Below are 13,536 nucleotides of genomic sequence, written 5' to 3'. Positions count from 1 at the left end.
GGGAGGTCCGACCATGCCGGAGGGCACCACCGAGGACGCCGCGACGCGGGTGTTCGCCGACCATCGGGAGCTGCTGTTCTCGGTCGTCTACAACCTGCTCGGCGGCGTCGCCGACACCGAGGACGTCCTGCAGGACACGTGGCTGCGGTGGGCGGCGCGGCACGGCGGCGGCGGGGACGACATCGAGAACCCCCGCGCCTACCTGGTGCGGATCGCGGTGAACACCGCCCTCGCCCGGCAGGCCGACATCAGCCGCCGCCGCGAGACGTACGTGGGGCCGTGGCTGCCCGAGCCGCTGGTGAGCCGCGCGGACGCGGGCGAGTCCGCCGAGCGGACGGAGGCGGTGTCGATGGCGCTGCTCGTCGTCCTGGAGACGCTGACGCCGCTGGAGCGGGCCGTGTTCGTCCTGCACGAGGTGTTCGGGTACGCGCACACGGAGATCGCCCCGATCCTGGACCGGAGCCCGTCCGCCGTGCGGCAGCTCGCCCACCGGGCGCGCGAGCACGTCCAGGCCCGGCGGCCCCGCTACCAGGCCGATCCGCTGGTGCAGCGGCAGGTGACCGAGCGCTTCCTGAAGGCGGCCCTCGGCGGCGACCTCGCGGCGCTGCTGGAGCTCATGGCCCCGGACGTGACGCTGTGGCGGGACGCGGGCGGCAGGCGCGGTCCGCTGCGCCCGATCCACGGCCGCGACCGGGTGGCGCGCGTGATCAGCGGCACCGCGCGCCGGGAGGAGGCCGACCGGTTCGAGATCCGGTACCGGACGGTCAACGGCGACCCGTCCGCGGTGCTGTTCGACGCGGACGCCCCGTTCGCGGTCATGGTCCTGGACCTGGACGGGGACGGCGACCGCGTCCGCGGCATCTACGCCGTCGCCAACCCGGACAAGCTCACCCACGTCGGAGAGTGATTTCCTACCATAGAAGTAGAAATAGTTGACTATGCCGGTCGAGCGTGATTCGCTAGTGCGCGTGGGGTGATCCCTTCCCCGTGGGAGTGATCCTTTCCCGTCCGCTCATCCGGGATGAGGGCAGGTCAAGGGAGCGACCGGGTCCGGTGTGGGTGGCACCGGACCCGGTGCGGCGTCGCGCGGGACCTGGCACGGCGCCGCGCGGCGTGGAGGCGCAGGTGACGCCGCACCCTTGGGACACGCCGGGTGGACGATGCCGGTGAATGGTGTCGCGCTCCCGGGGAAGCGGATCCCCATGGACATACCCCGGACTCTCGTGATCACCGGGCACTTCCCACCCGAGCCCGGCGGGGTGCAGACGTTCACCTGGGAACTGGTGCGCCGCCTCCCCGCCGACCGGCTGCTCGTGGTCGCGCCCGCATGGCCCGGGGCCGCCCGCTTCGACGCCCGGCTCGACTTCCCGGTCGTCCGCCGGCACGCCTACCTGCTGTTCCGCGGGCTGCGGCGGCTCGCGGCGCGGCACGGCGCCGACGTCGGCTGGATCACCGCCGCCGCGCCCTTCGCCATGTACGCGCCGCTGGTCAGGGCGGCGGGCGTGCACCGGCTGATCGGCTCCACGCACGGCCAGGAGCTCGGCTGGTTCCGCTGCGCGCCCACCCGCGCCGCGCTGCGCGCCGTGGCCCCGGCCTTCGACGCGCTCACCTTCCTCAGCATGGGGACGCGCGGCGAGATCGCGGCGGCCCTCGGCGACCGGACGCGGCTGGTCCAGCTCGCCGGGGCCGTCGACGCCGTCCGGTTCCGTCCCGGGCTGGACGGCCGGGCGGTGCGGCGGCGGCACGGCCTCGGGCAGGGGCCGGTCGTCCTCAGCGTGTCCCGGCTGGTCCGCCGCAAGGGCCATGACCTGCTGCTGGACGCGTGGCCCGACGTCGTCCGGCGGCATCCGGACGCGCGGCTGGTCATCGTCGGGGACGGCCCCACGCGCAGCCACCTGACCGACCGGGCGGCGCGGACGGCCCCCGGCACCGTCACCCTCCCCGGCACGGTCTCCGCCGCGGACCTCCCCCGCTACTACGCCGCCGCGGACGTGTTCGTCCTGCCGTGCCGGGACACTCGCGGCGGGCTCCAGGTCGAGGGGCTCGGCCTGTCGGTCCTGGAGGCGTCGGCGGCGGGCCTGCCGGTCGTGGTCGGACGGTCCGGAGGCAGCCCCGAGTCCCTCATCGACGGGCGCACCGGCGTCCTGGTCGACGCGTCCCGCACCGACGGTCTCGCGGGCGTCCTGCACGAGCTGCTCGCGGACCCGGGCCGGGCCCGCTTCATGGGCGAGAACGGCCGCCGCTGGGTGTGCGAGAAGTGGACCTGGGACCGGGCGGCCGCCCGCCTCGCCGCCCTCCTCCGCGGCGCCCCCGTCGCAGAAGCCTCCCCCGAAGCCGGACCGGACCGGCGGGACGTGCGGCTTCGGGACGCGGTACGGGGGGTCGAGCCCGCATGGGACTCAAGGAGCAGCTGAACCGCCGCGACTTCCGGCGGCTCATGGTGGGCCAGACGGTCTCCTCCTTAGGGGACTGGATGGGGACGCTCGCCCTCATGTACTTCGTGCTGGAGCTGAGCGGATCCACGACGGCGGTGGGCGGCGTCCTCGTCCTGCGCCTGCTCCCCTCGGCCCTCGGCGCGCCGGTCGCGGCCCGGGTCGTCACCCGGTGGCGGCGCCGCTCCGTCATGCTGACGTCCGACCTGATCCGTTTGGGGATGGCGGTGGCGCTGCCCGTCCTCCCATGGCTGTGGTGGGTGTACTTCTGGGCCTTCGCCATCGAGGTCGTCGGCCTGTGCTTCCTCCCCGCCCGGGACGCCTCCATCCCGTACCTCATCGAGGACCGCGACGAGAAGAAGCACGGACGCGAGCACGACACCGGCACCCTCGAAGTGGCCAACGGCATCACGATGGCGACGTCCTACGGCATGATCCCCGTCGGCGCGGGCCTGTTCGGGCTGATGCTCTGGGCGTCGAACAACGCGGGCTGGGAAGGCCACTGGCGCTACGTCGTGGTGTTCTGGCTGAACGCGCTCACCTACCTCGTGTCCTACTTCGCGATCCGCTCCATTCCCGACCTCGGCCCTGCGCCCGGGGAACGATGGGCCGCCGAACAGGAGAGGAAGCAGCAAGGGAGCTTCCTCGACGCGCTGCGGCTCCGCGTGGTGCGGGGCGTCCTGCCCGGCGTCGCGGTCGTCGCGCTCGGCCTCGGCGCGCTGTTCTCGCTCGGCGTCGTGTTCGTCAAGGACGTCCTGGACGCGAGCCCCGTCGGGTTCGGCGTCCTGGTGGCGCTGTTCGGGGTCGGCGCAATGACGGGGCTGATCATCGTCCGCAACGGCCGGTGGCCCCTGATGACCCAGATCCGCACGGCCACCGCCCTCCAGGGCCTGACGATCGCCACGATGGGCGCGGTCGCGTCGATCGCCTGGTCGTTCGCCGGCGCCGTCATCTTCGGCGGCGCCGCCACCGCCGCGCTCGTCGGCGGCATCACCTACATGCAGGAGAGCCTGGAGGGCTACCGGCGCAACCTCGCCCTCACCGCGTTCCACGCCGTCCTGCGCTTCGGCCTGGCATTGGCCGCGCTCCTCGCGGGCGCGGCCTCCGACCTGCTCGAACGGTGGGACGTGAGCCCGCTCGGCATGGTCCCGCCCCGCCTCGTCCTCGCCGTGTCCGGACTGGTGGTCATCGCTGGAACGTTCCTCATCCGCGCCCCCGATGGACCTCAGGACCGAAGACCCAAACCCATCTGACTCATCCGGTATGCGGATGTCACCTCTGGGATAGAAGGGACTCATGGACTTCAAACTCGAACTGGTCGCGGTACCGGTCTCGGACATCGACCGCGCGAAAGCCTTCTACACCGAACAGGTCGGCTTCAACGCCGACCACGACCACCGGGTGAGCGACGAGATCCGCTTCGTCCAGCTGACCCCGCCCGGCTCGGCGTGCTCGATCGCCATCGGCACCGGCCTCGGCGCCGAGATGGCCCCGGGCACCCTCCACGGCCTGCAACTGGTCGTCGCCGACGCCGACGCCGCCCGCGCCGAACTCGCGTCCCGCGGCGTCCAGGTCAGCGACGTCCACGACTTCCCCTGGGGCCGCTTCGTCTATTTCAAGGACCCGGACGGCAATGGCTGGAACGTCCAAGAAATCCAGGCCCCGGAGTAGGCCGCTCACTCCCCGCCGACTTGGGAAACCCGGCCGACCGGCCGCGACGCCGGCAGCCGGGCCGGCCGGGCGTCGAGAAGACCTCGTCCGCTTCCGGAAAGGTCGATCTCCCCCTGGACTGTTTCGCCGCCCGCGGTGATCATGTGGGGCACGCCACACTCACCAAAGGAGTGCACCCCCATGAAGCGATCATTAGGGCGAGCCGCGTTAGCACTGGCATTGGCGGCGTCCGCGACAGCGCTCTCCGCGTCACCCGCATCGGCGACGACCCCAAACGATTTCCCCGACTGCCCGAAGCACTCGCTGTGCGCCTGGTCGGAAAGCGACTTCAAGGGCAAGGTAACGACGTTCCGGCCGGGCGGCGGATGCTTCGACACACCGTTCCCGATCCGCTCCGGCGCCAACACGTTCCCGTACGGCGGCGGCATTGACGTCATCCTGGTCATCTACACGGGCAAGGGCTGCACCGGCGAACTTCTCGTCAACCTCTCACGCGGCGCATACAAGGACTCCCTCCCAGCCGAGGGCCTAAGCGCCGAGTCGGCCTGGTAATCCCACCCCTCCCCTGACCTCCCACTTCTCCTCGCGGGCTCCCATAAGACCACCCGCCACGCAGCCATACCAAGGGCCTCACACCTGACCACGGTGCGAGGCCCTCACCATCTCCCGAACGCGGGTTACCGGCCATACCGTCCAGCCCCGGATCCTTGAGTCCCTTACGGCCACGTTCATGCAACCCCAGCGACTTCAGCACAGGCGTCTGAAGCGCCCCCTGGGCACGTCATCACATCACCGCTCGCCTCCAGCACGATCCCCTTGACTCTTCCTTCTATATATAGTTAGATTGATCACCACCTTGCATCTCGTTTCCGCGCACGAGAGGCGTTTCATGGTCGAAATCAGGGCGGAGTTCGCCGCCTTTCAGGCAGCCGAAGATTTGTTCCAGCGGATGTTATGGAAGTTCGAAGCGGAACTGGACTCCCTTGAAGTCGACCTCGAATCGACGTTGGCGCGATGGGACGATGACGCCCGGCGCGCCTACGGCGAGGCCAGCGCGGAATGGAATGACTCCGCCCGAGAACTTCACGCCGAGCTGGCACGGATGCACAAGGCGATAAGCCGGGCACACAAAAACTTCCGCAGTTCCAGCGAAGCAAACGCGCGGATGTGGTCGTCGTGACCTGGGTCACGATCGACACAGAACTGGTGCACCGATCCGCCAAACACGTCGCCGCAGGGCAGAACCGCGTCGGAAACACCTGGACAACCCTGTCCGGAGAATTGGACGCCGCCGAGGGTATGGCCGGCAACCCTGGAAAGGACGATGCCGCCGCAAAGTTCGTGGCCGCCTACACGCCCGCCGCACAGGCAGTGTGGAGAGGCTTTTCCGCCCTGCACAGGTCAGTCGGGGATATGTCCCGAGGTCTGACCGGCGGGTGGGCGTGGACAAGGAGAACGGCGAGATCGTCGTCCTGGACAAGACCCATCCCTATGGGAAAGAATATCATGGTCACGTCCGCAACTGGGACGACCTGAGAGATGAAATGAAGAATGCCTTGCGGCGCGCGGGACTCGTAAGCAAGAAGGGCAAGATCCTCTGATGAGATACGAGAGCGTGCCGCCCGTCAGCCGGGACGATCTGCGACTTGCGCTCGCCGAGAAAGACAACGAAGCAATCCACAGAGCACTCGTGGGTCTGGCACTTCATGACGCGGACGGGGCCTGGGTGCAGGATCAGTGCCTGGCCCTAAAAGACCACCCATCCTGGGACGTCCGCGCCATCGCTTTGCTCTGCCTGGGACATGTCGCGAGAATACACGGGACGATTGACCTCGACCGAGTGCTCCCGGTACTTCGTTCGGCCCTGAACGACCCTCGCACAGCGGGATACGCGGAACAGGCGATCGACGACATCGAGGTCTTCGTCACCCCAGACCAAGGGCCCCACACCTGACCGTGGTGCGAGGCCCTCACCGTCTCCGAAACGCGCGTTACCCGGTCGTATCGTCCAGCCCGGCTGTCACGCGCCAGTCGGCGGACGTCGTATACGTCTGTGAGCATCTGGCCGTAACCGCCCGCCCCTGTCCACGTAGGCGACATCCGGCAAGTTCTCTTGTGGCCTTTTCGGCCTCGATCAGCGGCCGGAAACCGCTCGGCGCCAGGCCCTCTTTACGGGCCACCACATGCTTCTCCCACAAGCGGTGGAGCATCCCGCCTGCTTGGACGTAGGTGTCGAGGTCGTCGGCGAGGCCCTCGGACGGCCTCTCGAAGGTCTGACCTTGGCGATCCATTGTGGGGGCGGCTCTGGCCGCCGCGAGCTTGTTCCGGGAGAGGCTGGACGCCTCGCGCGCAGCTCGTTCTGGCAGCGGTTACGTGGGCGGGCGCCGGTGATCTTCTGGAGCGGTCGTCGTGCTCGGTGCTTGGCCCCTCCCCCGGGCACGGCGGCCGGTCCGGGTCACCGTGCGGCTTGCGGTTGACCGCTGGGTGGGGGATTTCTATCCTGAATGGTTGTCCGGTGGCCGTGCACGGGGAGGGGAAAAGGTGTCATTACAGGCGGAAGAGGAGACGTTTCGCTTTCAGGCGGAGGCGGCGCAGATCCTGGATCTGATGGCCAATTCGCTGTACAGCAACAAGGAGATATTCCTGCGCGAGCTCGTCTCCAATTCCTCGGACGCGATCGACCGGCTGCGGATCGAGCGGTTCTCGCGTCCGGAACTGGCCGGGGACGAGGACGAGGGCGAGCCGCGGATCCGGGTCTCCTTCGACAAGGACGCGGGGACGATCACCGTGGCCGACGACGGGATCGGCATGAGCCGCGCGGAGGTGATCGAGAACATCGGGACGATCGCCAAGTCGGGCACGTCCGAGTTCCTCCGGTCGCTGACCGGCGACCAGCGCAGGGACACCGCGCTGATCGGGCAGTTCGGCGTCGGCTTCTATGCGGCGTTCATCGTCGCCGAGCGGGTGGTGCTGACCACGCGGAGGGCCGGGCTGCCCGCGGACGAGGCGGTGCGCTGGTCGTCCGACGGCAAGGGCGAGTACTCGTTGGAGAACGTCGAGCGCGCGGAGCGGGGCACGACGATCGTGCTGCATCTGCGGGACGGCGAGGACGAGCTGCTGAACGAGCACCGGCTCCGCTCGATCATCAAACGGTACTCCGACCACATCGCCCGGCCCATCACGGTGGGCGACGACGACAGCGCGGTCAACCAGGCGTCGGCGCTGTGGACGCGTCCGAAGAGCGAGCTGAAGGACGGCGACTACCACGAGTACTACCGGCAGCTCACCGGCGACTTCACCGATCCGCTGGGGCATCTGCACGCGAAGGTCGAGGGGCGGTACGACTACACGCTGCTGCTGTTCGTCCCGTCCCGGGCGCCCTATGACCTGTGGACGCCGGAGCCGGGGCAGGGCGTTCGGCTGCACGTCCAGCGGGTGTTCATTCTGGAGGACAGCGGACGGCTGCTGCCGCGCTACTTGCGGTTCGTGCGCGGGATCATCGACTCGGCCGACCTTCCGCTGAACGTGTCCCGGGAGATCCTCCAGGGCAGCCAGGCCATCGACCACATCCGCGCCAGCGCGGTCAAGAAGCTGCTCAGGCTGCTCAAGGACATGGCGGACGGCGAGCCGGAGAAGTACGCCGAGTTCTGGACGCAGTTCGGCGCCGTCCTCAAGGAGGGCGTGTTCGACGACCCCGCCCACCGGGAGGACATCGCCGGGCTGCTGCGCTTCACCTCGACCCGGTCCGGCGGGGAGGCGCGCGTGTCGCTCGCCGACTACGTGTCCGGGATGAGGGACGGGCAGGACAAGATCTACTACCTGCTCGCGCCGGGGCTGTCCGACGCCGCCGCCAGCCCGCATCTGGAGGCGTTCCGCGCGAAGGACATCGAGGTGCTCCTGCTGGACGACGCCGTCGACAACTTCGTCGTCACCGGCCTGGCGCAGTACGAGGGGAAACAGCTGCAGTCCGTCGCGCAGGGGCCGCCCGACTTCGGCGCCATGGCGGACGAGGCGGAGAAGGAGGCCGCCGAGCAGGCCGACTCCGCGTACGCCGCGCTCCTCGGCAAGCTCAAGGCGCACCTGGAGGGCAAGGCGTGGGACGTCCGCGTGACCAGCCGCCTGACGACCTCCCCGGCCTGCATCGTCGCCAATGAGGCCGAGACCGACTTCACCGTCGCGCGGCGGCTGCGGGGCTCGGGGCTGCCGGCGCAGCCGATCCTGGAGATCAATCCGGGGCATCCGCTGGTGGAGCGGCTGAACCGCGGCCAGGACGACCCGCGCCTGGCCGACTGGGCGCACGTCCTTTACGACCAGGCCGTGCTGACAAGCGGCGCCCGCATCGACGAGCCGGGCGCGTTCGTGTCGCGGCTCAACGACCTGCTGGTGTCCCTGACGGACGGATCGTCCGGCTAGGAATGCGGTGGGCGGCGGCCGGTCGGTCCGGCCGCCGCCCGGTCGAGCGGGGAAAGCGGGGATAGCGGGAAAGCGGGGACGGGCGTCAGGCGAGTTCGGTGCGCGCCCGGGTCTTGAGCGCCTCGGCGAACCGCGCCCACTCGTCGGCGCAGCTGAGCGCCAGGTCGGCGACCAGCGGGACGCAGTGGGCCGGGATCTCGCCTTGGATCTCGGACCACTCCTTGGCGCGCAGCGACCGCGTGCTCAGCATGCGCAGCAGCCCGCGGCCCGCGTCGGTGAGACGCAGGGACGGGTCGCGTTGCAGCTTGCGGAGCGCCAGCTCGGCGTCGGGTGCCCGGCGGTGCCGCCGGAACGCGCCCTTGCCGCCGGTCATGACGGGACCACCGGTCATCACCGGACCGCCGGTCATCACCGGACCGCCCGCCCTGACCGGAGCGTCTGCCATGACCGTGCCGTTCGCCATGACCGTGCTGCCCGCCATGGCTGTGCCGCCGGGCATGACCGTGCCGCCCGCCGCGGCGCGGTCGCGCTGCTCGGCGCGCAACTGCTTGTCCGGGACGGGGTCGTCGCCACGACCCAGCCGTTCCCGCACGTCCAGTGCCGTGGCCGGGGAGATCCCGGCCTGCTCGGCGATCTCCCGGAGCGAGGCCCCGGGACGCTCGTCGAACAGCCGCGCGGCGAGCCTGCGGCCGGCGGCGCCGTTGATCGGCCGGACCCGTCCGTCCCTGCCGATCCGCGCCTCCGGCTGCTCGGCGCCGGTGTTGGTCCGGGCCCGGATCCTCGCGACCGTCGTGGCCGCCAGGCCCGTCACCTCGGCGATCGAACGGTCCGACCAGCGCGGGTGCGAGGCCAGGATGCGCACCGTCGCGGCCTCGCGGTCGGCCGTCGACAGCGGCAGCCCGTGCCCGATGTTCGCCTTCACCGCGGCGACGAAGGCGTCCTGGTGGCTGCCGTCGAAGAACCGCACGCTGATCTCGCGCCGCCCGTTCTGGACGGCGGCGCGCAGCCGGTGCATCCCGTCGAGCACCGTCATCGTCTGGCGGTGCACGAGGATCGGCGGGAGTTCGTTGTCCATGCCCGCGAGGACCTGGACGTGCTCGGGCTGCTCGCCGTCCAGGCGCGGGCTGTCGGCGTAGGTGAGCGCGGCTATCGGAACCATCGCAACAGCGTCCGTGTGCAGGACGCTTAATCGACTTTCAGCTGATTGCCCCAATTCCATCCCCCATAGTTTTCAGGCACAATCTGGAAACTTCTCACTGGTTCCGGGTGACCGTTAACTGGTCGGCGTCCCCTCCTCTCCCGAACGTTCGGATTCCACGAAACGGGACAGGCGGGCCACGCCCTCGGCGATCTCCGCATCGCTGAGGTAGCTGGTCGACAGCCTGATCGTGTGCTCGCCGCCGCCGTCCGGATAGAAGTACGACATCGGCGTCCAGATCACGCCGAACCTTTCGGCCGACCGGGCCAGGCAGGCGTTGTCCGCGCGGAACGGCACCTGGAGGGCGAGGAAGAAGCCGCCGTCCGGTTCGTTCCACGCGACGCCGAGCCGGTCGCGGGCCGCCGCCGGGAACCGCCGTCCGAGCTCGCGCAGCGTCGTCCGCATCGCGTTGCCGTAGTAGGCGGACGTGTCGCGGTTCAGCTCGGTGACGCCGCCGCCCCCGGCCAGCAGCGCGCCCGCGACGACCGCCTGGCTGAGCGCCGGGGTGTTCACCGTCACCATGCTCTTGATCTTGGCGAGCTGGGCGGCCAGCGGGCCCGTCCGCCCGCCCGCGTCGACGACCTCCTGGTCGGCGACGACGAAGCCGACCCGCGCGCCGGGCAGCACGGTCTTGGAGAACGAGCCGAGGTGGATCACCGTCCGGCGGCGGTCGAGGCTCTTCAGCGTGGGCTCCTGGGGACCCGGGCTGACCAGCCGGTACGGGCTGTCCTCCAGGATCAGGACGCCCTCCCGCGCGGCCAGGTCGAGCAGCTCGCGCCGGGCCGCGAGCGGCATCGTGACGCCGGACGGGTTGGAGTGGTCGGGGATCACGTAGACCGCGCGGACCCTGCGGCCGGACGCCGTCTGGGCCTTGATCGCCACTTCGAGGGCGTGGGGCGGCAGGCCCTCCGGCCCCTCCTCGACGGGCACCACCTCGATGCCGAGCAGCCGCGCGGCGCCGGTGATCCCCACGTAGCAGGGGGTGGAGACGAGCAGGACGTCGTCCGGGCCGGCGAACAGGGCGCGCAGCACCAGGAACATGGCCTCCTGGCAGCCGAGCGTCACCACGATCGACTCCGGCGCCGCCTCGATGCCCTCGTCCCGGCGGAGCGCGTCGGCGACGAGCCCGCGGATCATGCCGGCGGACGGGCCGTACTGGAACAGCGCGTCGCGGATCCGGGCCGGTGTGGCCCCCTCCCCCGCGAGGTGGTCGATATACCGCCTGAGGTGGCCGAAGATGTCCTCGACGTCGAAGAACCCGTCGTAGGGACGGCCGGGGGCGAACGAGATCGCGTCGGGATACCGCGCGGTGACCTCGTTCAGGAAGTTCATCGTGTCCATGACCGGATCGGCGATGGCCGGGAACAGCTCGAGCGCACCAGGCCCGGAAGCGATTCCGGGGACGGTTCCGGGGGCGGTTCCGGCGTGATCTGTCCAGGGCATGGCTCACTCACTCCCCGCTTATCGGCACGAACCCCTCCAATTTCCACGGCGGAACGTTGTCCAGCAAGGGCGTCCGGCGGGCCACATTGTGACGGCGTCCAGGGTCGTCTTTTCCGTGAGCGGCCGCTTACGATCGCATCGCCCTCGTGGCCCAAAGGAAGAGGCGGACCACTTAAAATGGTCAGGGTATCGGTTCGAATCCGATCGAGGGTACGAGTCGGATAGCGCGGAATTCGAGCGCCTTTCGCGTTTGCGCGCCTCAGTCCTCGTCCGCGCGTTCGACGCGATCGGCGAACTCCGCCCAGAGCCGCGCGCATTCCAGCGCTAGCTCGGCCACGGTGCCGCCCCTGTGCGGCGGCACCCCGCCGGTCAGCCGGTGCCATTGCCCGGCGTCGCCGGTGTGGGCGAGGAGCAGCCTGAGCAGCGCCCGGCCGTCCTCCGACTCCTGCAGCGCGGGCGCCGACCTGAGCCGCCGCAGGGCGGGGCGCGTGACGGCCGCCACCGGGTCGCCCGGAAGCCGCTCCGGCACGGGGCTCTCCCTGCGCAGCATCCGCTTGCGGACGTCGCGTGCCGTCTCGTGCGAGATGCCCGCGCGCCGCGCCACCTGCCGCAGTGACAGGCCAGGCTCCCGTTCCATGATCTCGGCGGCGGCTCGGCGGCCCTCGGCGCCGTCCACCGGGCGGCTCCGCCCGTCGCTGCCGACCCGGGCCCGGCCCGCGCCCGAGGCCCCGAGGCCGCCGCGCACGTCCGCCACCGTCCGCGCGGAGATGCCGGTCAGCGAGGCGATGACCCGATCCGACCACCGCGGATGCGTGCCCAGGATGCGGGCGGCCGCGGCTCTGCGCTCGGCGAACGACAGCGGAAGGCCGTGCACCAGGTTGGCGCTCACCGCGAGCACGAACGCGTGATCGTCGTCACCGTGGAAGAAGCGGGCCTCGATGTGCTCCTCGCCGCGCCGCCGGGCCGCCAGCACCCGGTGCCGCCCGTCGATCACCCGCATCGTGGGCCGGTGGACGATGATCGGCGGCAGTTTCGCCGTCGTCGCGGTCAGGGCGCGCAGGTGCTCGGCGTCCTCGGCGCGGCTTCTAGGTGATCCCGCCAGGGACAGCGACGCGATCGGGACCAGCACCGGCCGCTCGTCGACGGACAACGGCAGCCGGTCGTGAGCCATGGCCCCGCTCACCTCTCGTCGATCCCGCCGGTTGACGCCGCTCGCGTGTCCAACTGTCCAATCCCCGCACTTGGACGCCGCCCGCCGGGCCCGCGTCGCCCACCGCTTCGGGAGCCGGTGCGCCCACGGTGCCGCCGCCGGGCAGGCCGGTGTCACGGGGAAGGGCGATGCCGGTGGCCAGGGCGGCGAACTCCGTCCAGCCGGCCGCGCAGTCCCGGGCGAGCTGGACGATCGCGGCGCGATGGCCGGACGGCACGGCCGCCACGAGCCGCTCCCAGTCCGCCGGGCTGAGCGAGGTGAGGCTCAGCAGCCGGAGCAGGTCGCGCCCGGACTCCCTGAACCGGAGCGCAGGGTCGGCCTTCAGGCGTTCCATGAGGGCATCCCGGCCCGGCACCGCCGTCGCCGCCGTCGTCCGGGTCTCTCCCGCGGCCGGTTCCGCGGCAGGTTCCGGGGCCTGGTCGGCCGGTGCGGACGGGCCGTTCAGGAGGCTGTGCTTCAGCGTCCGGACCGTCTCCGGGGAGATGCCGGCGACACGGGCGATCTGCCGCAGCGAGAGCGTGGGGTCCTCGACGATGAGCCGGCGCGCGATGTCGCGGCCCTCGGCCTTGTCGACGGGCCGGACCCTGCCGTCCCGGCCGATGCGGGCGTCGCCGTCCGGCCCGTCCCCGAGTTCGTCCTTGCGGATCTCGGTGACCGTGCCCGCGGAGAGGCCGGTCACGGCGGCCACCCTCCGGGCCGACCAGCGCGGGAAGGAGCGGATGATCCGGGCCGCGGCGCGCTTGCGGTCCGCCAGGGTCAGCGGCAGGCCGCGGGCGGCGTTCTCGCCGACCGCGAGCACGAAGGCGTCGCTCTCGCCGCCCTCGAACAGCCGCACGGGTATCAGGTCGTCGCCGCGCGCCCGCGCGGCCGCCAGCCGGTGCATGCCGTCGATCACCCGCAGCGTCGGCCAGTGCACGATGATCGGCGGCAGCGGTCCCGGCGCCGCGGCGAGCGCGGCGGCATGGTGCGGGTCGACGCCGGCGGACCGCGGCGAGTCGCCCGCCGCCAGTAACTCGACCGGTAGCTCCAGGTCGCCGTCCCCCGTGCTCCTGGCTCCCTCGATCACGGTCCGTGCCGCCTCGACCGCGGTCCGCGGGCCGCCTGCCGGACGTCGAGACAGCGGTACGTCGTCCATCGTTCTGCCCCCTAAGCGCGCCCCGCCGGGCGCG

The 13,536-nt window shown here is 71.0% G+C and carries 13 protein-coding genes and 1 tRNA gene; 10 read left to right on the top strand and 4 right to left on the bottom strand.

The features are described from left to right. The first annotated feature begins 13 nt into the window (after nt 1-13). The 9 genes from sigJ (at nt 14) to htpG (ending at nt 8,516) form a co-directional block, all read left to right on the top strand. Nucleotides 14-907: an RNA polymerase sigma factor SigJ gene (gene sigJ, locus ETD83_RS01220; RefSeq protein WP_138643170.1), complete on the top strand. Its 894-nt coding sequence runs from the start codon at nt 14-16 to the stop codon at nt 905-907. Nucleotides 908-1,202: 295 nt separating this feature from the next. Next, complete coding sequence (locus tag ETD83_RS01215; RefSeq protein ID WP_205717431.1) at nt 1,203-2,414, top strand: glycosyltransferase family 4 protein; 1,212 nt, start codon at nt 1,203-1,205, stop codon at nt 2,412-2,414. Beyond that, nucleotides 2,393-3,685, top strand: coding sequence for an MFS transporter (locus ETD83_RS01210; protein ID WP_138643169.1), 1,293 nt, complete (start codon nt 2,393-2,395; stop codon nt 3,683-3,685). The genes ETD83_RS01215 and ETD83_RS01210 overlap by 22 nt, the downstream gene beginning before the upstream one ends. Before the next feature lie 43 nt (nt 3,686-3,728). Then, nucleotides 3,729-4,103 carry a VOC family protein gene (locus ETD83_RS01205; RefSeq protein WP_138643168.1) on the top strand — a complete coding sequence of 125 codons (375 nt, stop codon included), beginning with the start codon at nt 3,729-3,731 and terminating at the stop codon, nt 4,101-4,103. Nucleotides 4,104-4,283: 180 nt separating this feature from the next. Next, a complete protein-coding gene (locus tag ETD83_RS01200; RefSeq protein ID WP_171063967.1) occupies nt 4,284-4,655 on the top strand; it encodes a peptidase inhibitor family I36 protein in 372 nt (123 codons plus the stop codon). A 292-nt stretch (nt 4,656-4,947) separates the two neighbouring features. Beyond that, nucleotides 4,948-5,283, top strand: a complete 336-nt coding sequence (locus ETD83_RS01195) for a WXG100 family type VII secretion target (protein ID WP_230420614.1) — start codon at nt 4,948-4,950, stop codon at nt 5,281-5,283. Between the two features lie 256 nt (nt 5,284-5,539). Next, nucleotides 5,540-5,704 carry a hypothetical protein gene (locus tag ETD83_RS42205; protein WP_171063966.1) on the top strand — a complete coding sequence of 55 codons (165 nt, stop codon included), beginning with the start codon at nt 5,540-5,542 and terminating at the stop codon, nt 5,702-5,704. Continuing rightward, nucleotides 5,704-6,057, top strand: a complete 354-nt coding sequence (locus tag ETD83_RS01190) for a hypothetical protein (RefSeq protein ID WP_138643166.1) — start codon at nt 5,704-5,706, stop codon at nt 6,055-6,057. The genes ETD83_RS42205 and ETD83_RS01190 overlap by 1 nt, the downstream gene beginning before the upstream one ends. A gap of 455 nt (nt 6,058-6,512) precedes the next feature. Beyond that, entirely contained in the window at nt 6,513-8,516 is a 2,004-nt protein-coding gene (htpG, locus tag ETD83_RS01185; protein ID WP_329602662.1) for a molecular chaperone HtpG, read from the top strand. Nucleotides 8,517-8,601: 85 nt separating this feature from the next. Here the strand turns inward: htpG and ETD83_RS01180 are convergent, their stop codons facing one another. After that, nucleotides 8,602-9,675, bottom strand: a complete 1,074-nt coding sequence (locus ETD83_RS01180) for a ParB N-terminal domain-containing protein (RefSeq protein ID WP_138643164.1) — start codon at nt 9,673-9,675, stop codon at nt 8,602-8,604. Nucleotides 9,676-9,789: 114 nt separating this feature from the next. After that, a complete protein-coding gene (locus ETD83_RS01175) occupies nt 9,790-11,157 on the bottom strand; it encodes an aminotransferase-like domain-containing protein (protein ID WP_205717430.1) in 1,368 nt (455 codons plus the stop codon). A 140-nt stretch (nt 11,158-11,297) separates the two neighbouring features. On the opposite strand from ETD83_RS01175, the gene ETD83_RS01170 reads away from it, so the two are divergent. After that, nucleotides 11,298-11,370: transfer RNA gene (locus ETD83_RS01170), tRNA-Leu, on the top strand. A gap of 46 nt (nt 11,371-11,416) precedes the next feature. Here ETD83_RS01170 and ETD83_RS01165 read toward each other — a convergent pair. Both ETD83_RS01165 and ETD83_RS01160 read right to left on the bottom strand, forming a co-directional pair. Beyond that, on the bottom strand, nt 11,417-12,328 hold the full coding sequence (locus tag ETD83_RS01165; RefSeq protein WP_138643163.1) for a ParB/RepB/Spo0J family partition protein: 912 nt from the start codon (nt 12,326-12,328) through the stop codon (nt 11,417-11,419). Continuing rightward, entirely contained in the window at nt 12,243-13,502 is a 1,260-nt protein-coding gene (locus ETD83_RS01160) for a ParB N-terminal domain-containing protein (RefSeq protein WP_138643162.1), read from the bottom strand. The genes ETD83_RS01165 and ETD83_RS01160 overlap by 86 nt, the downstream gene beginning before the upstream one ends. Nucleotides 13,503-13,536: the final 34 nt, after the last annotated feature.

The sequence above is a fragment of the Actinomadura soli genome (assembly GCF_005889715.1).
In the GTDB taxonomy this organism is placed as follows: Bacteria; Actinomycetota; Actinomycetes; order Streptosporangiales; family Streptosporangiaceae; genus Spirillospora; species Spirillospora soli.
This window is presented reverse-complemented; position numbering and strand designations above follow the sequence as displayed.